This window comes from Paenibacillus sp. FSL H8-0048, from assembly GCF_038002825.1.
In the GTDB taxonomy this organism is placed as follows: Bacteria; Bacillota; Bacilli; order Paenibacillales; family Paenibacillaceae; genus Paenibacillus_AQ.
Map to the genome: position 1 here is coordinate 100885 of NZ_JBBODF010000001.1, position 22476 is coordinate 123360.

The 22476-nt window shown below is 43.1% G+C and carries 16 protein-coding genes and 1 pseudogene; 14 read left to right on the forward strand and 3 right to left on the reverse strand.

Translation table 11 applies throughout. The features are described 5' to 3' along the window. Nucleotides 1-75: 75 nt before the first annotated feature. Complete coding sequence (locus NSU18_RS00485; protein ID WP_341147919.1) at nucleotides 76-612, forward strand: DUF1648 domain-containing protein; 537 nt, start codon at nucleotides 76-78, stop codon at nucleotides 610-612. Nucleotides 613-742: 130 nt separating this feature from the next. Here the strand turns inward: NSU18_RS00485 and NSU18_RS00490 are convergent, their stop codons facing one another. Further along, complete coding sequence (locus NSU18_RS00490; RefSeq protein ID WP_341147920.1) at nucleotides 743-1234, reverse strand: GyrI-like domain-containing protein; 492 nt, start codon at nucleotides 1232-1234, stop codon at nucleotides 743-745. Between the two features lie 99 nt (nucleotides 1235-1333). On the opposite strand from NSU18_RS00490, the gene NSU18_RS00495 reads away from it, so the two are divergent. The 9 genes and pseudogenes from NSU18_RS00495 to NSU18_RS00535 all read left to right on the forward strand — a co-directional run bounded on the left by NSU18_RS00495 (nucleotide 1334) and on the right by NSU18_RS00535 (nucleotide 17483). Then, on the forward strand, nucleotides 1334-2275 hold the full coding sequence (locus tag NSU18_RS00495) for a helix-turn-helix transcriptional regulator (RefSeq protein ID WP_341147921.1): 942 nt from the start codon (nucleotides 1334-1336) through the stop codon (nucleotides 2273-2275). An 81-nt stretch (nucleotides 2276-2356) separates the two neighbouring features. After that, a complete protein-coding gene (locus NSU18_RS00500; protein ID WP_341147922.1) occupies nucleotides 2357-3004 on the forward strand; it encodes a hypothetical protein in 648 nt (215 codons plus the stop codon). Nucleotides 3005-3242: 238 nt separating this feature from the next. Then, nucleotides 3243-3959, forward strand: a complete 717-nt coding sequence (locus tag NSU18_RS00505; RefSeq protein WP_341147923.1) for a HEAT repeat domain-containing protein — start codon at nucleotides 3243-3245, stop codon at nucleotides 3957-3959. 199 nt (nucleotides 3960-4158) lie between these two features. Beyond that, nucleotides 4159-5535 (forward strand): ADP-ribosylglycohydrolase family protein, encoded by a 1377-nt coding sequence (locus tag NSU18_RS00510; RefSeq protein WP_341147924.1) that lies wholly within the window; start codon nucleotides 4159-4161, stop codon nucleotides 5533-5535. 160 nt (nucleotides 5536-5695) lie between these two features. Next, nucleotides 5696-9712 (forward strand): hypothetical protein, encoded by a 4017-nt coding sequence (locus NSU18_RS00515; protein WP_341147925.1) that lies wholly within the window; start codon nucleotides 5696-5698, stop codon nucleotides 9710-9712. A gap of 522 nt (nucleotides 9713-10234) precedes the next feature. Beyond that, nucleotides 10235-10706, forward strand: a pseudogene (gene tnpA, locus NSU18_RS00520) (IS200/IS605 family transposase). 299 nt (nucleotides 10707-11005) lie between these two features. Then, nucleotides 11006-13159, forward strand: a complete 2154-nt coding sequence (locus NSU18_RS00525) for an ATP-dependent nuclease (protein WP_341147926.1) — start codon at nucleotides 11006-11008, stop codon at nucleotides 13157-13159. Continuing rightward, complete coding sequence (locus NSU18_RS00530) at nucleotides 13149-14948, forward strand: ATP-dependent helicase (protein WP_341147927.1); 1800 nt, start codon at nucleotides 13149-13151, stop codon at nucleotides 14946-14948. Before NSU18_RS00525 ends, NSU18_RS00530 begins: the two co-directional genes overlap by 11 nt. A gap of 432 nt (nucleotides 14949-15380) precedes the next feature. After that, nucleotides 15381-17483 carry a thioredoxin domain-containing protein gene (locus tag NSU18_RS00535; RefSeq protein ID WP_445321781.1) on the forward strand — a complete coding sequence of 701 codons (2103 nt, stop codon included), beginning with the start codon at nucleotides 15381-15383 and terminating at the stop codon, nucleotides 17481-17483. A 48-nt stretch (nucleotides 17484-17531) separates the two neighbouring features. Here NSU18_RS00535 and NSU18_RS00540 read toward each other — a convergent pair whose 3' ends face one another. Further along, entirely contained in the window at nucleotides 17532-18299 is a 768-nt protein-coding gene (locus tag NSU18_RS00540; protein WP_341147929.1) for a PaaX family transcriptional regulator C-terminal domain-containing protein, read from the reverse strand. Between the two features lie 225 nt (nucleotides 18300-18524). On the opposite strand from NSU18_RS00540, the gene NSU18_RS00545 reads away from it, so the two are divergent. Together NSU18_RS00545 and NSU18_RS00550 are read left to right on the forward strand one after the other, a co-directional pair. Then, the gene (locus NSU18_RS00545; protein ID WP_341147930.1) at nucleotides 18525-19214 is read left to right on the forward strand and encodes a metal-dependent hydrolase; all 690 of its coding nucleotides are present in this window, start codon (nucleotides 18525-18527) and stop codon (nucleotides 19212-19214) included. 78 nt (nucleotides 19215-19292) lie between these two features. After that, nucleotides 19293-20213, forward strand: a complete 921-nt coding sequence (locus NSU18_RS00550; protein ID WP_341147931.1) for a phosphotransferase family protein — start codon at nucleotides 19293-19295, stop codon at nucleotides 20211-20213. Nucleotides 20214-20334: 121 nt separating this feature from the next. Here NSU18_RS00550 and NSU18_RS00555 read toward each other — a convergent pair whose 3' ends face one another. Further along, on the reverse strand, nucleotides 20335-20565 hold the full coding sequence (locus NSU18_RS00555; RefSeq protein WP_341147932.1) for a hypothetical protein: 231 nt from the start codon (nucleotides 20563-20565) through the stop codon (nucleotides 20335-20337). A gap of 151 nt (nucleotides 20566-20716) precedes the next feature. On the opposite strand from NSU18_RS00555, the gene NSU18_RS00560 reads away from it, so the two are divergent. Further along, nucleotides 20717-21556: a DegV family protein gene (locus tag NSU18_RS00560; RefSeq protein WP_341147933.1), complete on the forward strand. Its 840-nt coding sequence runs from the start codon at nucleotides 20717-20719 to the stop codon at nucleotides 21554-21556. Between the two features lie 510 nt (nucleotides 21557-22066). Beyond that, a complete protein-coding gene (locus NSU18_RS00565; RefSeq protein ID WP_341022750.1) occupies nucleotides 22067-22435 on the forward strand; it encodes a hypothetical protein in 369 nt (122 codons plus the stop codon). The last annotated feature ends 41 nt before the right edge of the window (nucleotides 22436-22476 follow it).

Sequence of the window (22476 nt, forward strand, 5' to 3'; positions counted from 1 at the left end):
AGCTGGATCATTATCTTGTGTTCACTCGTCATGCTCGTAATCTCTCTGGTTATTAACATTAGCTATCATACGAAAATGAAAAGCGTACTGCCTACGCTGCCTTCTGCTCCCGAATCACTGGTCATGGAGATGGAACCTGGATTACGTAAAGGGAATGTTGGCCTGCCTAGTCATTGGTTTCTCATTCATGCTGTTATTATTGTGGTTAGTATTCTAACAGTGCTGCGCAACTACGATCTGATTCCTGACCAGCTTCCGGTCCATTTCGACGGCAGCTTTACCGTAGACCGCTATGCAGATAAATCTTATAGTATTGTGTTTATACCTACAATCATGCAGGTGTTAGGAACCCTTCTGTTCATATTTGAGTATTGGAGTATCCGCAGAGGGAAGAAGCAGCTTAGAGAAGACGAAACTTACCGCCGTGCCTGGTCGGATTTTATGATTACAGCATGTTTCTTGTTCGTTATTCTCTTATCTGTCGTACAGCTAAATATGATGTCTCTGCTTAACATTAATTTTGTTGCCCCCGTTGTCCTAAGCATCATTGCCTTTACCATCCTATACGCCTGCACCTTAACGTACTGGGCGGGTCAGCGCGACAGCCGCTAGACATGAGCAGATGGCCTACGCGCTGGATCAGCCACACCTCAAACTCTAAATGCCGCTGATCCAACGCGCTACAACGTAACGAAGCTGCTTCTACCTATAGCGTAAACGTTATTTCCTCATAGTGGAGTCTTCAAACCGCATCCCGCTTTTTCACCGGCACCCATACTTCAACTTCGGCATCCATCGGGTTGCCATTGGTCAGTACCTCCGCAATCGGATGTCCGGTATACTCATACTCATATTCATCGTTCAGGATACCACCGAATGCCTCATCCTCCAGCCGGTCAAATGCGAGACGCGACAACCCGCCCTGACCCGACAACACCAAATACTCTCCTCCCGGAAAAAGTACTTCAACTGCCGCCTCCGGCAGGGGCCCTGATGACTGAACGCCTGCAACATACAGGATCTTCCCATCCTCCCGGGCAATCGCGGCGAAGCCGTAGGGACTCTCAGACAGGGGACGCAGGGCGGCCATGGAGCCGTTCTCCAGCGTGCTTTTGAAAAAAGCCGTTTTGAGCGGAGAATACGCCGGATTGTGCATCGCCCCACCTTCACTTAGAGTGGTCTTGTACCCGATGATGCGGAATGCTGCCTTCGTTTCAATTCTGGTCGAAATCATGACAATGTACCTCCTATATTGTGGGATTGGTGTATTCCAAGCAAGCATAATCTACCAACTGTGACAGCTGTATGGCATACTTGATTTGAGGTGGTCATCATGAAAATGGATCGCTTGATTGCGCTCATTATGATCCTGCTGGAGCATGAGCAGATAAGTGCGCGCGAGTTAGCGGAGCGGCTCGAAGTCAGCAGACGAACGATTTACCGCGATATTGATACGCTAAATAGGGCCGGCCTGCCGATCTATACGCTGATGGGGGCGTGGGGCGGTGTCGGCTTGATGAAGTCCTACAAAGTCGGCAAAACCGTATTCACCCCGCAGGAAATCCAGAACCTGATGAATGGATTACACAGCTACAAGCAGCTTTTTGGAAGACGGGAAATAGTGTATGTAGCGGAGAAGCTGAACGCTCTCTATCCAGACAATGCTGTGGGCAGGCCGAGTGCGCCGTTCATCATGGATCTGTCCTTGAATCAAGGAAACGAGTCGCTGCGCAGCCTGTTCGGGATGATTGAGACGGCGATGAATGAGCACGCTGTGCTGGCTTTTGCGTATACGGATGCGCGGGGGCAGATCAGTAAACGGCGGGTGGAGCCGTACCAGGTAGTTTTCAAGGAGAGTAGCTGGTACTTGCAAGCCTATTGTCTGGTCAAGCAGGACTACCGGATCTTCAAGCTGGCGAGGATGAGCGGTCTTCAAGTGACGAAGGAACAGTTTGCTCCAAAAGTGTTCACACCCCTCCCCATGGACGGAGGCGATTGGCTAAGCCAAGGCTGGGTCGAGGTTACCATCCGGCTGGACCGCTCCGTCATGGATCGCGTGATCGAACGGTTCGGCGCCGACCATATCCTGCGGGTGGATGAACACCACTGCTGGGCCAAGTATCCCATTATTGCGAATGACTATGGCTTCGACCGGCTGCTTGCTTTTGGAGACAAATGTGAAGTGCTGGGGCCGCCTGAGATACGGAGCGGGTTCAAGGAATATGTGCGGGGGATTATGAGTAAGTATGAGGGGAATAACGATGTGGATTGGTGAGCGTGGCGGGATGGATGAGTTTTTGGCAAATGAAGGAGAAATTAAGTTAACTGGAGGATTGGTATAATGGGGGATACCGTAATGGCAGAAAAGAATATTGGAGCAAGCGATTACCTGTCTTTAGCATTGTATGCGTTTGCAGGGTTTGGCCTGGAAGTGGTATTGTCGATGGTCTTGCCTTCAATCTTAGGCGTTAAAAGCTCCGAATATACGTTGCTGCATCAATGTATACACTGGGGAATTACCTGCTTGTTGTGGGGAAGCATGGCCCTGTTCCTGATCAGGCTCTCCAAGCGCAAATACGATTTCGACATGATGAAGTTAAATGCAGAGCCAGATGCCAAGGGATGGTTGCTTGCGGTGGTGGTATCGGTAATCGCTATTGCAGCGACAACTATTGTATGGGAGGGCTTCAAGCCGGTTCAGGAGTATAAGGATGTGGTGAGATTCGTTTTTCAGAATATTTATTATTTGTTCGAAGCTGCGCTTATTCTGTTAACGATTGCATTTGGGCAGAAATTCGGTGAAACGCTCTTCAAACGGGGCGGTCTGCCCTACGGCGGGATGTTCCTCGCACTCACCTGGGGCCTGATCCACATTCTGCTCCAGGGCGGGGCAACGGGGATTTATGCGTTCTTCATGTCCATTTTATATGGAACGATATACATAATGTTGAGAAAGAATGTGCGGTATTCGTATTTGGTGATTGCGGTTGTGTTTGTTTTGTGAGGTAGGATTGGGAGGGGCTAGGGTGAATGGAATGAAGTATTCGATTTGGATTGAAGCTGAAGAATGGGCTGAAGGGGAATGGAACTAGACGAATGCAGTCGTAAGCGGATTGAAGAGGTAATTGCACATTTATTAGTTAGTGGTGAGTTATGAACTATCTCATTCTGAAAAAGTACCACAAAAGTCAATCATAAAGTGACACTAGGTTGTGAAAAACTATTTTATGAGGAGTAGTCGCATGTTTACAGATCTTATTCACAGACTTGGCCTTACATTGCCTGTTGCATTAGTTGAGGAGTTGGAGCTGCACAAGGAGAAACAAAAGGATCAAAACTACTTTTTAAGATTAATGGAAGCTGACGAAATTGTTGAATTAGTTGATTATTTGTCCAAAATAGAGGCTTATCGGGATATGATTCCTTTGTGGAGTGACGATCATTCAAACTATATTGGCTTGTACGTACAAGGCACATGCAAATACAGGATATGTTATATCGATCATGAGGAAACGGATGTATCTCCGGCCTTTAGAAGTATACGTTCATTTATAACGAAAATCGAAGAATATCCTGATCTGGATTGGCATGATTTGAATAAAGACTATCCAGCAGAATTTGAAGTTAGTCAAACTGAAATGAATGAAGACCTCGCTTGTATTGACGAGTTGAATCGAATGATAAGCTCTGACCAACTTATAAGCGATGATATTCGCTGTCAGTATATTTTTTCGATTATGGCATTAACGCCAAAAGGAAATCTTAATTCCATCATAAAATATCTAGACGATGAAGATATGTTTGTTCAAGAAAGAGCATGTGAGATTATTGGATTTCATACTTATATACCTGCTAAGGAAAAGCTGGTGAAGATCTCCAAAAACGGAATGCATAATGGGAAAATAGCAGCCAAAAGAGCATTAGAAAGGATAAGGGAAGACCGAAAAAATGAAATTTAAAAGCTCTGAATTGCTCGTAAATCGACTCGAACTACTAGGAAATAGAGTACACAAAAGTGAATTTATATATAAATGAGATAAGAACTAAAATTATGGAATTAATTAAGGAGATCGAAGCGATAAACGGTGAACTTTTGAAATCTGTTTATTTTTCTAAGTTGTTGGGGTTTTGTGATAATCAGGATAAAGGAGATATAACATGCTGCCATCACTAGCATTTCTGAGACATCAATTAGAGGGGATTCTGCGTAATAAATTTGCACAGGGGCACCAAACCTCCGGTTATTTAGCCCGATTGGAACAGCTTCCCGCAAGCTACGATGCTTATCTGGAATTCGCCCATAGCTTGGCTGACATTCCAATGCGGGACAATTGGCCTTACTACGAGCCGGACGATTTGGAGGAGATATGGCGGGAATGCGACCCGGATAGACCTCTAAGCCAGATCGGTGTATTAAATCTGAAAGACAGCTCAAAGCGTGTGGAGGCAGGCTTCCTCGCTTCAGTCTGTGGTTTAATGCTGGGCAAGCCTATTGAGGTTAACCCTACTTTGTCTGAATTACGTCAAGCGTTAACGTCTGTCGGGGAATGGCCGCTGAATGATTATATTTCGGAAGAAGCTCTCCATGCGTTGGATCGTCGTCATTGGTCCTGGTTCGAGACTACGCGGGGGCGGATTCACTATGTGGCGCCTGACGATGATATCAATTACACCTTAATGGGAATGATGGCGTTAGAGCAATTCGGTAAGGGTTTTACGAAAAGAAACCTAAGAGATTTATGGATAAATCATCTTCCGATCAGTACAACCTGGGGGCCGGAGAGGGCCATCCTGGTTCGGTCGGGAATTAGCTATTTGGAGCATGACCGGGAATTATTCAATCATTCTGAAATTGAGGCCTGGCCCGACTTCCTGGTGCAAGATACCGAACTATGCGGGGCGGCAATTCGTGCAGATGCTTACGGTTATGCCTGCCCTGGTCAACCTGCGCTTGCGGCTGAGCTGGCTTGGCGTGATGCCAGTTTTACACATCGCCGGACGGGAATCTATGCCACAATGTTCATTGCCGCTGCAATAGCTGCCGCACACGTACTGCGCGATCCGCTTGAAATTATAAGTACTGCACTGCAATTCGTCCCTAGCAGGAGCCGATTCTATGAGATTACTGCGGATTGCCTGCAGATCGTAGCGAATGCAGATAACTGGTCGGAGGCTTATCAGGGGATTCATCAGAAGTACGCGGATTACTGCCACTGTCAGGTGTATCAGGAGATTGGCACCTTGATTAATACATTTCGATTTGCTAAGAATACCGGAGACGGAATATGCAAACAGGTCATGCAAGGCAACGATACCGACAGCTTCGGAGCAACAGCAGGCTCGCTGCTCGGGGTGTATTTCGGCCCGGGCAGCTTGGAACCGAGATGGCTTGAACCTTTCCAGGACAGGATTCATACGGGCTTATCTTATTTTCATGAGCAACAACTCTCCCGCTTGGCTGAGCGCATAGGGCGTTTGCCAGAGGTGTTGCACAGCGGCCAGCACCGAATTCAACCTAGCGAGCTGAATGTATGAACGATGTGAGTAACATAGCGAAATATAAGAAATGAAATAACAGAAGCCATTGGAATAACGTCTGCTAATCCCATAACTAATTAGGATTCTCGTTGGATATAAAAGTAATAGATTTTATTCGTCAGTACTTTCGATGACTTAAACTTGGGAGGAATAAATAATGCCATTTAGTAAATCTGATTTAGGAGCACAAGCCTCATGGAAAGGTTATTCTTCCCAAACTTTATATATTGCTTCTCGAGTAGTTGCGGATATAAACTCACTAGAGTATTTTCCGGAACACCTTGAAGATTTACTTATTAAAAGTGATGATGAAGTTTCAGAAATAGTACAGATTAAAGACTTAGGCTCTGATTTGTGTATATCAAGTCTTGCTTCTACTAGTGCTTCATTGAAAAATGAAGGTTTCTTTCGGAGAGTGTTAAGTTTGCGAAAGCCAGAATCAAAAAGAATAGTCGTAAAGGTTGTACATTTTGGGGAATTGGGAGATGAATTGGAAGGTTTTATAAATGGGGTCACTAGTTCTTTAGAAAGTATTAAGCACAAACTTGTAAGGAACCACCATCTATTGTTAGAAGAAGTAGAATGGATTACGGAAAGAATGATATTTGAGAAAGTTGATAAAGAGGTTCTTCAACTTAAAATAGCTGAACAAATTAAAAGTCATATTCCAACAATGATTGCCCCATCTATAATGCAGGATTTATTAATTCAGTATATCTCTGATTTATCAAAAAATAAGGGTTATACTTCTAAAAGTATTTGGCAAGAAAAAATACATCAAATTGGTAGAGATATGGCTTCAATAGATGGATATTTTAGAGAATATGGAAGTTCTCTTATAAGGTTATCTGATATTGAGAATTTTAAAAGTTTTGAAGAAATGAAATTAGAATACGAACAAGGTATTTCTGCGCATCCTGCTCATATACGCTTTTCACTGGATTTCGAACGGATACACTGGCTGGAAAAAATTGAAGCTGCGCTTGTTGGAGATAAAGTTGTTATTGTTAAAGGGGCTTCTGGACAAGGGAAAACTTCATTATGTTATAAATATTTGATAAAAAATTATGCTGAAGAACTTGTGTTTTGTATAAGACAACTTCAAACACAAGGGCAAGCTGAAAATTTAGTGAAAGCAATATTTGGACTATCAAAACATTCAACAAATATTATTTTATATATTGATGTTAATCCAGGACAAACATATTGGACTTGGTTAATTAGGGAGCTTCAAATTAGAGGGATTTACATACCACTTCTTATATCAATTCGTGAAGAAGATTTTAAACAGTCAAATGTAGATCAAAATGTTGTATCTTTTGAAATACTTGAATTGTCTTTAACCCAAAAAGAAGCGCAAAAAATATATGATAAACTAACAGCAAACAAGCCTCATGAACTTTATCGTACTTTTGATGAAGCTTGGCAAAAATTTGGTGGGGAAGGCCCCCTGTTGGAATTTATGTATTTACTTAATAATCACCAAACTTTAAAACAACGTTTAACTTTTCAAATTAATAGATTAATTGATGAGAGTGTAGAAGACTCTTGGTTGGATCTATTGTTGCTTGTATGTTATGTTGGCAGGGTAGATGGCTCTATTCTATTTGAAAGAGCAAAAAAAATAGTACAATGTTCAAATACTATAAGTGCTTTACGGCGAATGAGTGATGAATATTTAGTTAGAAGCTCAGTAGATGGGAAATATATTGAGTCATTGCATTCAATAAGAGCAGAAATCTTATATTCTATATTAATAAAAGAGATGAGATTGGAAGAAAATGAGGTGCTCCTTAAAAGTTTGGCTTGTGTAGATGGAAATGTACCTCAAGTTCTTCTTTTTTACTACTTTACGAATAACGAAATTGAAATGGGGTTGATAGGCCAAATAGCAGGTGTTGGATATTCTGATTGGGTAGCATATGGTAGAACATTGAATGCAATGCTTTGGTTAGACGTAATGCAATATGTAGATCAAAATAAAGAAGTGTTTGATTTAGTGTTCAAAGAAAATGGTTCTGGATGGCCTATGTTTGTTCCTATGGACATTACTGGAGAAATTGCTCCAGGAAAGTTTGCTGCATTTGATCTATTAGAATATGTTTATTCAAAAACGGAAATGTTTACTCATCTTGAAATGGTAAAAGAGTCGTTACATAGTCATGTATTATCATATTTAATCACTGATAAATGGTTGGATATGTCAGTTGCCCCTAAAAAAATTCCCATGAGTGATCTAGAATGGACGAATTTTGGATACGTATTATATTGGGCTAGCTTAAGAAAAAAGAAATGTGAAATGGAATTTTCTTATAATGAATTATTATCTGCAATGATTGAGGGGAAAACGGAGAGTAAAATTGATGCCACTCTTGGCTTGTTCAAACAGGGCTATTTAAAATTATACGATGAATGTGAAATTATCTTGAGAAAAAGACTTATCCATCAGCATAATATATTGTTATTGGACATTACTGATGAAGAAGTTATATGTTACTTTATTCCACCATACTTTCAAAACCCAGAAGCTAATGAAGTTATTGAACAATCTAATCATTATTGGACAAAAAATATGGTTGGGCTCTTAGATAGATTATATCCTAATAAAGAATTTATTACGGTTGAATTATTAGGAGTTGATATATTTAGAGATTTTGGAATTAACTCATTTGATAACAAACGAAGAATATCAAAAGAAAACCGTCGAGATTGGTGGATTACTCAAGTAAATTCTTGGTTACTTATGCGAGTGAATTTGAAGCATCGGCATGATAATTGGGATGTTTATATAAAGGAAATCATTTCTTTACGAAAAACAGTCTTTGAGACCTTAAGTGATTTTAAAAATCTTATTGAATTTTTTTATAAGCATAAGTATTGGAATGTTTCAAAATCTAAATCTTTTTTCTCTAAATTAGATAATCTAAAATTATTAATGCGTAAAGAATATCTTTTGCCGATTATTGTTGTAGATAACTTTGGAATAAGTAGTGAAGGTTTTAAAGAGGTTCCAAGTTCTCATATTTCTACTAGTATCTCCACACATCCATATAAAGAATACAGAAAACATTTGCAGGGAGTTATATCTGCGGTAGGTAATTTCTTTGCACAATTTCACGAAGTAATAGTTGCAAGACAAAAAGGTGAAGAGATTGAATCAAATTTATCATTAATTAATCTTTACGAAGCTTCAAAATCCATGTTTTTTTTGCAGGTTGAATTCGAAAAACTCTTTCGCCCTTATCTAAATAATGATTATTTCAAATTCGCGAAAATAGAACTTGATGAATTCTTAATCAATTTAAATATGTGGGAAAGTGTGTTAGAACAAAAGCCTAGAGGTGTCGGTTTGATTTACAGTGCTAGAGAGAAAATGAAAATAACACCCGACTTGATACTTCAAAATTTTCAAGATAAAGTTTCTCATTTTAAACCGGATATTACAATAATAGATACCTACGAAGATAATACTAGATTTGTAATTTATAATGGAATAATATCTGAAACATCAACAGTTGAAGATCAGTATTATCATTTTTGTTTAGAGTTCAAAGACTTATTAAAAAAAGCTAGGAACTTTAATAATTCAAGGTGGATAGTGGAGACTAGTTGGCCAGATATTGTTTTTGTCCCTCTACTTAATGGGCTTCCAATACTTGGTGGTTTTAAAGTACCCTTATATCAACTAATTGGTAAGTATGAAATGGAATCAAATAACATATTTTTTCCTGTAATACTTTCAGAAAAAGTATATGATTTTTATAATATAAATTCAATAATATACAAAAAGTGGAGAGAAATGCTGGGAGAAATCGGTTCTATAAGACTGAGGTTGCTCCAGTACAATCAAATTATTGAAGTTCTAATTTCATTAGATGACAATATCATTAAAGAAACTCTAGAAAACTATTTGGAGGATTTTTTATCCGAAATTTCAGGGAATATAAAATCGGCAAACACTATAATTCTAGAGGTCATGAAATTATTGAGTTCAAAAGAATCATATGAAGCAGTTGAGTTAATTTATAATGCATTACAAAATATAGGTTCTCTAGAATTTCTAAATGATTTCGTTAGTGAATTGCAGGTGGTAGAAGGAATTCCTGAGGCCCTACTTCAATCATTAATAGAATTGATTCAAGTTACGCCATATTTAAAGAGTGGCAGCGATTAAAATATAAAAGAAAGGTAGGGAGGATGATAATTATGGGTGGTAACTCATTTCATATACCATTACCTTTTTCAATTTCCCTACGCCTTCCCCCAACAGTTTGGATAACCTAATCCCTAGAAAACATTTTACCCAAATTATCGAAAATAAGGGGAGGCCCAGTGACAACTCACAAAACACCTATTAGATTAACGATTGAAAAATCGCTCTACATGTTGCAACAAAACCAGAACCTTGTGGATTGGTAACCATGGGGGAGGGAGGCCAATGTGCATACGGAGAACAAGTAGATCCTTCTATCCGCTGGCTAGTCAACTTACCATTGAAATCAAAACATTATACATATATTTATTAAAGCTGCCTTATGAAGGTAGCTTTTTTGATTATTGCTTTAGTCAGTTGAGCGCGTGAAACGCGGGAAACAAAAAACCACCCGCTATGCGGGTGGAGGGAGCGAGGGTTTGACCACTAAGACCAATCCGATAGAATTGAGACGTTCAGGCTCAATCGAAAGGAATGTCAAAGATGGCAAACAAAAGCTATAGTCTAGCTCACACGAAGTGGATATGCAAATATCATATCGTGTTCACCCCGAAGTATAGACGCAAAGAAATCTATAATCAAGTGAGAATAGATTTAATCGAAATTTTCAGACGACTATGTAAGTATAAGGAGTCGAAATTCTAGAAGGCCACATGATGTCCGATCATGTTCACATACTGGTAGCGATGCCACCGAAAATTGCAGTCTCGACATGTATGGGGGATCTAAAGGGGAAAGTTCGCTGATGATCTTCGAGAAGCATGCCCAACTCAAGTATAAATACGGAAATCGAAAATTTTGGGCAGAAGGCTACTATGTAAGTACAGTAGGACTGAAAGAGGCCACGGTAGCCAAATATATTCGTGAACAAGAGGCACATGACCAGGCAATCGATAGACTGAGTGTAAAAGAGTATGAAGATCCATTTAGCGAGAAAAGAAACAAAAAGAAATGAACCCGTTTAACGGGTAAGTAAAAAGATAAATTTGAGCCTGAACACAATTGCTGTCAGGCTAGCGTTTTTAGGCGCACTTTGGCAATAAGCGGTTATACCAAACTACCTATTAGACGAGTGGTCCTGATTTTTGATGTAAGAGGACCTCTGTTTTCTGAAAGATAATGATGTATATAAACGTTCTTTCAACGGAAATAATAATTAATCTCAAAGACAACTTTTGTTGGAGGTAATATCTAAATTATGTCGAAATATGTATATGTTGAAGATTTAATAATTTAAATGCGGGATGTGAAATTATGTACATTTCAAACCTTTCGATTACAAATTTCAGGAATTTTAAAAATAGTAATTTCATCTTTAAAAAAGGAATTAATACTTTAATTGGTGAAAATGGAGCCGGGAAAACAAATGCATTTTATGCACTACGACTTATGTTAGATGGAAATTTACCAATTAATGCTTCAAAGCTTATTGAGACAGACTTTAATAAGGGACTTAATGATTGGAGAGGACACTGGATCGCAATTAAATTAGAATTTAAGGATTTAGATTCTAGTGAGGCTACAACCATGTTAGCTCATAAAATGGAAAATGTTCTGGAAGAGGAATCTAAAGGTACGTATATTATGTACTTTAGACCAAATAAGAAATTAAGAAAATTACTGTATGAATTATCCGAGAGTTCAGATAAAAACGCTGAAGCTCTTAAGATAATATTGTCTGAAATAACTATAAATGACTATGAAACGGTATATTGTTTTAGAGGAAACGTAGACTTAAATGATGAGTTAGTATACAAAAAAATAGTTGGGGATTTTGAAACTATAGAATTTTCTGATCCTGAAAAAGATGATCAGGATGAGCTAGGAAATCCAACTTCTCAAACATTTTTAATTCGCAATGAAATTGCTTGCACCTTTATCAAGGCATTACGAAACGTAGTAGGTGATTTAAAGCAAATAAAACATAGTCCTTTATTAAACTTATTAAGAGGGACTGCAAATGACATTAAAGTTAAAGATTCACAATCCATTACAAACAAGGTAGTGGAATTGAATGCAACAATAAGTGAATTAGAAGAAATCAAGCAGCTAACCAATAAAGTAAAATCTTCATTGAATGATACATTAGGTTTTACATATGCCCCAAGTGTAAATATTAAATCTGAATTGCCAGAGGAGATAAATAAACTCCTAACTTCTTTAACATTATGGGTAGGTGATGGCGAAGAAGATCAAGAAGGCAAGTTAGAAGATCTTAGCTTAGGTGGGGCAAATTTAATTTATATAACTTTGAAGTTATTAGAATATGAGTATAAAAAACCAAAGGAAGAAAAGGCTGCACATTTTCTTTTAATTGAGGAACCAGAGGCTCACATTCATACTCATATTCAAAAAACTTTGTTTGATAAGTATCAATTTGAAAATACACAGGTTATTGCTTCTACTCATTCGACACACATTTCATCCGCTAGTAAAATTAGTGCTGTAAATGTTCTCAGTAAAGATAAGAACCAAACGTACGTTTGTAATCCGAGTAAATCGCTCTTACCAAAAGAATGTATGAGAATTGAGCGCTACCTTGATGCTACTAGATCTACTTTATTGTTTGCAAAAGGTGTAATTTTAGTAGAAGGTGACTCTGAACTTATTCTTATTCCAGAGATGTTTAAAAAAGTTTTTGGAATAAGCCTTGATGAAATAGGAGTTAGTATAATTAATATGAGTAGTACTGTTTTTGAACATATAGCTAAGCTATTCCACGATGAAAGAATTCATAGAAGGTGTTCTGTTATTACAGATAACGACATGTCTTTAATCGACCTTCCAGAAGATTCTTTTACAGACAACAAGGAGCAGAAAAAAGCAAGGGATTCTCAAACTAAGGGTATTGAAAGAAGAAGCAAGCTTGATACAGTTTATAAGGATAATCAATGGGTTCGGCCTTTTTATGCAAAGCATACTTTTGAGGTTGAATTCATTCTTAGTGGTAACGAAGATGAAACAATTTCTACATTGGATAAAATCTATACAAGAGAGGCAGATAAGACAAATTCACGATTAAAGTTAACGTCTGTTGATTCACGAACTAAAGGTGTAGAAATTCTGAGACTTGCAGAAAAAGAAGGGAAAGGTTGGTTCGCTCTATTAATGGCAGAAGGATTGTCTCCAAAGACACTAATCCCAACGTATATTTTAGAAGCTATTGCTTTTGCTTCTAGTCATATTACTACAAAGCACTTTATAAAAATGGCAAAGCATATCACGGAGGATAGGTTAGATAAGTCTTTATTTGAGGCACTACTTGAACAAGCAAAAGTAGAGGCTCTTGAAGACGATGCAATTCTTGCTGATATCTTAAGTGCTCTTGATAAACTAGATTCGGAAAATCAATTATTCAGGTTCTATAAGATGGTTAGTAAGGAAAGGGAACTTCAATATGCTGAGTAAACTAAACCCTCAACAGAGAGAAGCTGTTAAGTTTCAAGAGAATGCATTAGTCATAGCTTGTCCTGGTAGTGGGAAAACGCGTGTACTAACATCCAAAATAGCGTATGAATTAGAAAAAATGACTACAAAAAAGAAGATGGTTGTCGCTCTGACTTATACTAATCGTGCTGCTGAGGAAATAAGCAAAAGAATTGATGAAATGGGTATATTAACTGAGCAACTTTGGGCTGGGACAATACATTCTTTTTGTTTTCAGTGGATTCTAAGTCCATATTCAAGTTATTTATCAGAGCTTAAATATGGTTTTAGTATTGCAGATGAATTTATGGTAGACGAATTAAAGGAACAAATAATTGAAGAGTATAATTTGCCGGGATACACTGAGATAAATACTAGGATAAATAGGCAGGGAAGTTATGATTTTATAGGTGCTGGTAATAATCCAGCAGAAGAGCTACATAAGCGGTTATTAAAAAATCGGATGATTGATTTTGACCTTTTACTATATTTCTCCTTTCAACTATTAATGAAATATCCTAAAATTTCGTTACATCTAGGGAGAATTTTCACATATATTTTAATAGATGAGTTTCAAGATACACAGGACTTACAGTACGCCGTAGTGGGTCAAATTATAAAAGCCAGTCAAAGAAATTGTAAATTGTTGTTAGTGGGTGATCCCAACCAGGCAATTTATAGTTCGTTAGGCGGAACAGCGAAAGAGGTTTCTGAAATAGCAGAAGAAATAGGATGCGAGATAAAAAAGTTAGAGCTATCTGGGAATTATCGTTCAATTCAAAGGATAATTAATTATTATACATTATTTCAATGGCATGAGACAAATGTGAAATCAATGATTGATGATGGAAGAGATAAAGGAATAGTGAAGTTTAATAATACAACACATAAAGATAAATTATATCAAGAATTAGCGACTATTATTCGTCATCATCTTAATAAAGGAACTGAGCCAAACGAAATATGTGTTATTGCTCCTCGTTGGGATCATTTAACTACCATTTCAAGAAGATTAAAGTCACTACTGCCAGATGTGCCATTTGAAGCACCTGGATTAACCCCTCTTCCTCGTTCTCTAGATAATTTTTGGTATAAGCTTGCAAGACTATTATTAACTGAGCCATCTTCAAAGATGTATATGACTAGAATGAGATGGAGTAAGCAAGTGCTCGAAGAAATTAATATTTTTACAAATATGAATTATGAAATTAATAGTAACCAATCCCGTAAGTTTTTAAGGTTAATTAACGGAATAAAAATAGACGAATCAAATGGTATTCTATATTTAAAACAAGCATTTACATTGTTATTTTCATTATTAAATATTGACTCAGAAGAACATAAAGTTCTAAACGAACATTGGGAGTCTTTTTTTTATGGGATTGAGAGAAGGTATTCTAAACCTGACTTTGAAACCATACCAAAGGATATATCTTATTTTCGTTCGATGTTTCAAATTTCTAAAGGAGTTGTTGTAAATACTTGTCATGGTGTAAAAGGTGAGGAATTTGACACAGTCATTGCATTTGGACTACTAAGAGGTTTTGTGCCACACTGGAACAGTATAATAAATCAACACTATATGGTAGAAGAAGAGCAATCAAAAAAGCTACTATATGTTATTGGTTCACGTGCCAAAAGAAATCTTTATTTATTTGCAGAAAAAGGTAGGTTAACTCAAAGTGGAAATGATTATGAAGTTAATCGACAACTAGGAAGGGTGAATTTTGAGTATAATGATTTTGAGAAATCATTAGTTTATGGAATCTAGAATTACATATCGATGAGTACTTAATAGTGGCAGAAGCTTTTGGAAAAATGTTTTTTATATTGTTTGATAAGTAAGCCTCAAACGGCCCTCACCGTTGCTTCAAGGTGTGGGCTTTTTGGTGGCAGGAAGAAGCAGAAGTATGGATTGACTATGTCTGTGTATAATGTAATAAGGTAGATCCTGTTCGAATTAATAGTAGAAGAGTTGGTGTCTACGACTTTTGAAAATGGAGAATCCCCAGAGTTTGCCTGCCTAGCTTTTAACGGATCTTTGGTGCGAAAAGAGAAGCCGGCGGATAAATAATCACTAGCTAGAAAGATAGTCACTCAGTAGGGGGATTTTGTTCTTCTCCCTGAGCCCTCCCCCACCAAATTGGGTAAACTATCCCTAGACAACACTTTACCCAAATTATCCGAAATGAGGGGACGCCTGGTGACGACTCATAATACACCCAATAGATTAGCGAACGAAAAATCGCCCTACCTCTTACAACACGCCCACAACCCCGTGGACTGGTATCCATGGGGAGAAGAGGCCTTTGCCAAGGCGCAGGCGGAGAACAAGCCGATCTTCTTATCAGTCGGCTATTCGACCTGCCACTGGTGTCACGTAATGGAACGCGAATCCTTCGAGGACGCCGAAGTCGCGCAGCTCCTCAACAATCACTACGTAGCGATCAAGGTGGACCGCGAGGAGCGGCCGGATATTGATGCGCTGTATATGTCGGTGTGTCAGGCGTTGACGGGGAGCGGGGGGTGGCCGCTGACGGTGCTGCTGACGCCGGAGAAGAAGCCGTTTTATGCCGGGACGTATTTCCCGAAGCGGCAGATGTTCGGGCGGATCGGGCTGATGGATGTGCTGGAGCAGATTCATACGAAGTGGGAGCAAGATGGAGAGGCGCTCAGTAAGCTGGGCGATGATCTGCTGGCTGAGCTGCACACGCTTGACCGCAAGAATGCGTACCATCCTGAAACTGCGGGCGGTATTCCCGGAGCGGAGCTGTTGCATGAGGCGTATGAGTTGTACCGGCGGCAGTTCGATGAGGAGTATGGCGGGTTCGGCAATGCGCCGAAGTTCCCTTCACCGCATAATCTGTCTTTCCTGCTGGCGTACAGCCAGCTGCATGATCAGCCGGAAGCGCTGCGGATGGTGGAGCATACGCTGGAGTCGATGTACAAGGGCGGGATGTACGACCATGTGGGCTTCGGCTTCGCCCGGTATTCGACTGACCGGGAGTGGCTGGTGCCGCATTTTGAGAAAATGCTCTACGATAACGCTCTCCTCGCCAATGTCTATCTGGAAGCCTTCCAGCTTACCGGGAAGCCGCTGTATGCGGAGATTGCCGAGCAGATCTTCACGTATGTGCTGCGCGATATGACTTCGCTGGAAGGTGCCTTCTATTCTGCGGAGGATGCCGATTCCGAAGGGGTGGAAGGCAAGTTCTATGTCTTCTCCCGCGAGGAGATTGAGGAAGCTCTGGGGCTGGAGGATATGCATTCCTACTGTCATGTATACGGGATTACGCCGGAAGGTAACTTCGAAGGGAAGAATATTCCGAATCTGCTACAGGGGCTACCGGAGGAGATTGCGGAGCGCATGGGCATGAATCCGCTGGGCCTGCGGACCCGGATGGACGAATGGCGCGAGAAGCTGTTCGAGTACCGGGAGCAGCGCATTCACCCGCTTAAGGATGATAAGGTGCTGACCTCATGGAACGGGCTGATGATTGCTGCGCTGGCCCTGGGGGCCAAAGCTCTCCAGAAGCCGGAATACGCCAAGGCCGCCGAACGTGCAGCGGACTTCATCTGGGACAAGCTGCGGCGTGAAGATGGACGGCTGCTGGCCCGTTACCGTGACGGGGAGGCGGCGATTCCGGCATATCTGGATGATTATGCCTTCCTGATCTGGGGCTTCAGCGAATTATATGAAGCTACTGGTCAAGCGGTTTACCTGGAACGGGCGCTGGTGCTGAAGGACGGACTCTTGGAGCTGTTCCATGATACGGAAGGCGGAGGGTTCTTCTTCACGGGTCATGACGGGGAGAAGCTGCCGGTCCGCTCGAAGGAATTGTATGACGGGGCGATTCCGTCGGGGAATTCGGTGGCTGCGAAGCTTCTATGGAAGCTGTCGGTGATTACTCAGGATATGGAGTTAAAAGAGATCGCGGAGCGCACCGCTGCGGTGCTTGCTTCCGCTGCTTCGGAGTATCCGCCGGGCTATTCGATGTATTTGCAGGCCCATCTGGGGATGGTCTCCGGCGGCAGAGAATGGGTCCTCGCCGGCAAAAAAGAAGATCCCGCGCTGCACGCCATGCTCGCCCAGGTCCAGCAGACCTATCTGCCGGACGCAGCGCTCATCGTCAACTGGGAAGGGGACAGCGGAGAGATGCTCCGCCTGCTGCCGCATCTGGCTGACAAACCGGCCATCCGCGGCGAAGCAACGGCCTATGTCTGCCGCAACTTCGCTTGCCGGGCCCCGCTTACGAATAAGGAAGCTGTCCGGGAGCTGCTGGCTTCCGGCAGCCGTGAGGAGTAGTTCACATACGAAGAGCAGCCCGGAGTCCGGGCTGCTCTTTGCCATACCTTATTGAACGAAGGGTGCATAAAACGAATCCGCAGGTATCGCCTGAGCGGCTCTAACCATGTATTCTCTCATGTCTGAGAGGACCTGTTTGCCCGGCCAGTGGTCCGGCAGCAGCTCATCCGGGAGATAGGGGTCGGCCATGAAAAGTCCGCTTAACTCCTCGCCCATTTGCAAATATAACAGGAACAGCTGTAACGGTTGCCCTGCCCGAAGGGTATCCGCTAATCGCGGAGCGAATTCTTCCTTTAGCCAGACCGCTTTTTTCCGGTATAAGGCTTCGATGTCGTCCAGGTGCCAGATGGCCCGCGCTTTAAGCGGTGTAATCGCGCCTTCCTGGAATTGGCCTTGCAGGATGGACACCTTGCCTTCCAGCTCCAGCTTCTGGATCTGGGCTGCGACCTCGTCCTGATAGTTCCACGGTGAGATGTACACACTGTTATATAAAAGCCCATAACCCAGCTGTCCGAGTGCTGAGCGGAACAGATCGCGCTTCTTGCGTTCGGATTCGGGCACCTCCAGCATCACCACATCCCAGGTATGATCCCACTGCTCCTGATAACGGGCCGGCTTGCTGTTAATCGCCTTAATGTAGGCGAGGCCCTCGGCAGTGACGTTATACCAGGAGCGTGCCGGGGAAGCGATATAGCCCTCTTTTTTCAAGCGGGATAGGGCATTACGGATATAGGTGGAGGTGTACCCCCTTTGTTCATAGATCTCGACAATCTGCTGGGCGCCCATCTGCTTCACCTTAGATAACAGAAACAGCATTGTTTTCTCAACGGACAGCAACTTCTTCACACCTCTCTTGACAGCTAACAGGAATAGATATATCATAAAAACCAACGAACGTTATTATTTATGTTATATTCGTCAATCGCACTGCCGGATTTGGATGTAGAGCAACTTGGTGTCATTGTATCGTAAAGCTTGGGTTTTTGCACGATGCATTCCTTAGGACCTATTGAAACTAATCAAGAAGAGGAGAGGAATTCTATGAAAATTACCTACCACGGCCATTCCTGTGTTCAAATTGAGGTGAACGGCAAATCGCTGATCGTCGACCCGTTCATTAGCGGTAACTCTGAGGCGGTGACGAAGGTAGAGGATATTAAGACAGATGCTGTCCTGCTGACTCATGCTCATATGGATCATATCCTGGACGCTCTGCCGATTGCCGAGCAGAATCAGGCGGTGGTTGTTGCCAACGTGGAACTGGCGGGTCATCTGGAGGGCCAGGGAGCGAAAAAGACCATCGGGATGAACATCGGAGGGACGGTGGACCTTGGCTTTGCCAAGGCGACGATGATTCATGCCTTCCACACCTCAAGCATCACGCTGGAGGATGGACAGAGGATCTATGGCGGAACCCCGGCGGGCTTCATTATTGAGGCGGACGGACATACGGTGCTGCATGCAGGGGATACAGGGCTGTTCGGCGACTTGAAAATGTTCGGGGAACTGTATGAGATCGACCTCGCAATCCTGCCAATCGGCGGACATTTCACCATGGGACCGGAGCATGCGCTTATCGCGGCGAAGTGGCTGGGGGCAAGACAGGTGCTTCCGGTTCACTACAATACCTTCCCGCCAATCAAGCAGGATGCAGGGGCTTTTGTTCAGGCGCTGGAAGAGGCGGGAATACGCGGCTCGGCACTTGCTTATGGAGAGACGCTGGAGCTGTAAGACTATTTATTTTAAAACCGTCTAGGGCGCTGGTTCAGGCCTTAGGCGGTTTTTTGTCATTAAGGTGGATGCCAGTGAATGGATATCATTGATATAATCGCTATATATGTGAAAGGGGATTATATCATTATGAATAATGTTCTGAGCGGTATCCGCTGGCAAGAGCAGAGCACAGAGAGTGAAGCGCTGCTGGCAAGGCTGGAAGAGGCGGCCGTTGCCCCGATGAAGGGGGGACTGGAAGCGGAGGTGTGCAGCATTACACTGCCGGATACGAAGCTTGTGCTGAAAATCTGGAACCGCGAGTCCCGGCCGGACGTCCCGATCCAGTATCAAGTGCTGGAGCAGCTGTTCCGGCAGGGCTGCGCGGTCTCACGGCCCTATGCTTGGGGGCTCGACGCTGAGGGTCATCAGGTGCTGTTAACCAGCTCGGGTGGTATGCCTGTCAAAAAGGTGAATGCCGCGAGCCTTGCAGCCATAGCAGCCAATCTGCTCGATGTACATAAGCTGGAGATCGATTCTTCCGGCAGCTTGAAGGTTCCTGCATATGATTTCGCAGATTACTTCTTCCCAGCCTGGGCGGAGCAGCCGGAGATCCAAACACTGGCGCAGGAGCTGGCGGAGCGGGGCAAGCTGACCGCCCACCAGCTTATTCATGGTGATTATCATCTGGGCAATATTCTGGAGGATTCCGGGAGGTTCATTATTATCGATTGGACCAACGTCCAGCTTGATGATCCGAGGTATGATATCGCGTGGTCTATGCTGCTCTTTAGAGTGTATTTGACGGAGCGGAATGCCAGCGTCTACCGGTCAGCCTTTGCCGCCAAGAGCAGTTATAGCCAAGCAGAGCTGGAGCTGTTCGAGGCACTGGCTGCTCTGCGCTGGCTTCAGCTGCACCGGACAACGGGCGTCCCGGTTCAGCGGAACACGCTGAAGGCGATCCGGACGTTAATACGGGAGAACCGGTATTTGCCGGATAGTCTGTCTGAATCCCTGTAACTGATACCCAGCCGGATTTCTTGGTCATAGGTTCTTCATCCAGTTCACACACAAACGGCTACGCCGTCCTTAAAAGGATAGCGTAGCCGTTTGTGTGTATCTTCCAAGGAAAGCGGTTAAGTTACTTCTTATTACGATCCGGGTTCTGCGGCTTCACGCGGGCGGGCCGGGTGACCCAGTTGCTGCGGTTCATCGGCTTGACCGTATCAATCCGCTCGTTAATTACCCCGGCGCTGTGGTCCTCTGCCGTAGCGTTCTCCGCAACACCCTCGGATTCTGCGGCGGCCGGGGTTTTCTTGGACAGGCCGGCCCCATTATGCTTGCCGCGGTTCCATACTCTATTCTTGCTCATCTTAGTACACTCCATTTCTGTAACCATATGCTTCAACCATATCACAACTAGGGATAAGCACAAAACCCCGATTTTGACAAGTTATAAATTGTACTATTGATTTCGGGAAAGGGTAACTATAATAGTATAGAATTGAAAGGAGAGCATTCTGATGCCCATCAAGATAATTACGGATAGCGGTTCGGATCTACCCCCTGAATACACGAAGCAGTATGATATCTCCATTGTTCATTTGCCGGTTCACTTCGGCCATGAGCTGATGCCGGATGATATGAATGCCAAGGATTTCTATGACAAAATGCATGAATCGAAGGAGCTGCCGACGACTGCAAGCCCCAGTCCGCAGACCTTCCTGGACAGCTTCAAGCAAGTGGAAGCAGGCACTGACATTCTGGTCATCTGCATGTCCTCTAATATTAGCAGTACTTATCAGACCGCAATGATCGCGAAGGAGATGTACGAGGAAGAAGGACATCCGAATGCGATTGAAATTATAGATTCCAAGCTGTTCTCCGGCGGCCTGACCCTGATTGTCGCCATGGCGGCCAAATGGTCACTTACCGCAGCAAGTCTGGCTGAACTGAAGGACAGAGTGCTGAAGAAGGTCGAAGAGACGACTGCATACTTCACACTGGATACCTTGGAGAATGTGATCAAGGGCGGACGGCTGAGCCGGATCTCCGGGGCTGTCGCATCTGTGCTGAACATTAAGCTGCTGCTGAAGATCAGCGACGAGGGTATCGTTGAAGTGGTTGAGAAGACGCGCGGACTGCCTAAGGCGCTGACCCATCTGCTGGCCAAGCTGGACCAGAAGCAGCATGATTATGAGCAGGCGGTAATCGCGATTGTTCATAGCAATTGTGAGACGCTGGCGCTGGAGATTAAGCGGCGTATTCTCGAGAAGCATCCCTTCAAGGAGATTCTGCTGTCCACGATGGGACCCGTAATGGGAACCTATGCCGGCCAGGGTGGAATCGGCGTGGCTTTTTAATTATATTAGGAAACTATAGTTTCCTGCTGCTGTCGAAAAGGTGTGTTGAACCCAATGTATGTCAAAAACAGCATACAATCGGCTCGTGAAAGGCGCGTGGGCCCAATGTATGTCAAAAACAGCATACAATCGGCTCGCGAAAGGCGTGTGGGCCCAATGTATGTTGAAAACAGCATACAATTGGCTCGCGTGAAGGCACATGGCCTAAATGTATGTGGAAAACAGCATATAATCGGTTCGCTCAAGGCGTATGGCCCCAATGTATATCAAAAACAGCATACATTGTGCTCGCGCGAAGGTAATCTTATTCGCTCGAAGGGTAATTTTGTCCTTATTCCGAGAGCACAGCACTTATAGATGAGTGATCACTAAGCCGTATACCGGACTTTCCGGTGTACGGCTGTTTGGTCTGTATGCGGGTAGAAGGTACGGCGGGTAGCAGGCTAGGCACACTGGGCTGGGCAGGTGCATAGTATGAAGCAAATCCAATTACACGGAGGTCATACACCTATGTCGACAACTTCTTCCGGCACGCAATCGCCGGTAATCTATCAGGCAGACCCGGCGGTGGTCCAGCAACTGAACGGGGTCCGCGATTCGCTTCACCAGTCCTGTAAGCCGTATCTGAATCACAAAGTGCAGGTGCAGACCCTTGACGGTCAGATGCATGAGGGTACGATTGCCGGTATGGACAGCAAGCATATGTATCTGGCTGTAACCATAGCCACGGATATGGGCCGCGGATATTACAATCCGTATTACAAGCCTTATCCAGGTCCGGGATATCCGGGCCCGGGTTATCCGTACCCCGGTACGGTGAACAGCAATGTGATTATGCCGCTGGTTTTGTTCGAGCTGCTGGCGATTTCGTTACTCTAAGCAAGGCTCATGACACAGGATGTGAACAGGACCGGATCAGC

Excerpts from the sequence above, each read along its gene's own strand:
- NSU18_RS00485 (WP_341147919.1), top strand. The coding sequence starts at position 76 with ATGAAAAGCGTACTGCCTACGCTGCCTTCTGCTCCCGAATCACTGGTC.
- NSU18_RS00490 (WP_341147920.1), bottom strand. The coding sequence starts at position 1,234 with ATGATTTCGACCAGAATTGAAACGAAGGCAGCATTCCGCATCATCGGG.
- NSU18_RS00495 (WP_341147921.1), top strand. The coding sequence starts at position 1,334 with ATGAAAATGGATCGCTTGATTGCGCTCATTATGATCCTGCTGGAGCAT.
- NSU18_RS00500 (WP_341147922.1), top strand. The coding sequence starts at position 2,357 with ATGGCAGAAAAGAATATTGGAGCAAGCGATTACCTGTCTTTAGCATTG.
- NSU18_RS00505 (WP_341147923.1), top strand. The coding sequence starts at position 3,243 with ATGTTTACAGATCTTATTCACAGACTTGGCCTTACATTGCCTGTTGCA.
- NSU18_RS00510 (WP_341147924.1), top strand. The coding sequence starts at position 4,159 with ATGCTGCCATCACTAGCATTTCTGAGACATCAATTAGAGGGGATTCTG.
- NSU18_RS00515 (WP_341147925.1), top strand. The coding sequence starts at position 5,696 with ATGCCATTTAGTAAATCTGATTTAGGAGCACAAGCCTCATGGAAAGGT.
- NSU18_RS00525 (WP_341147926.1), top strand. The coding sequence starts at position 11,006 with ATGTACATTTCAAACCTTTCGATTACAAATTTCAGGAATTTTAAAAAT.
- NSU18_RS00530 (WP_341147927.1), top strand. The coding sequence starts at position 13,149 with ATGCTGAGTAAACTAAACCCTCAACAGAGAGAAGCTGTTAAGTTTCAA.
- NSU18_RS00540 (WP_341147929.1), bottom strand. The coding sequence starts at position 18,299 with ATGCTGTTTCTGTTATCTAAGGTGAAGCAGATGGGCGCCCAGCAGATT.
- NSU18_RS00545 (WP_341147930.1), top strand. The coding sequence starts at position 18,525 with ATGAAAATTACCTACCACGGCCATTCCTGTGTTCAAATTGAGGTGAAC.
- NSU18_RS00550 (WP_341147931.1), top strand. The coding sequence starts at position 19,293 with ATGGATATCATTGATATAATCGCTATATATGTGAAAGGGGATTATATC.
- NSU18_RS00555 (WP_341147932.1), bottom strand. The coding sequence starts at position 20,565 with ATGAGCAAGAATAGAGTATGGAACCGCGGCAAGCATAATGGGGCCGGC.
- NSU18_RS00560 (WP_341147933.1), top strand. The coding sequence starts at position 20,717 with ATGCCCATCAAGATAATTACGGATAGCGGTTCGGATCTACCCCCTGAA.
- NSU18_RS00565 (WP_341022750.1), top strand. The coding sequence starts at position 22,067 with ATGTCGACAACTTCTTCCGGCACGCAATCGCCGGTAATCTATCAGGCA.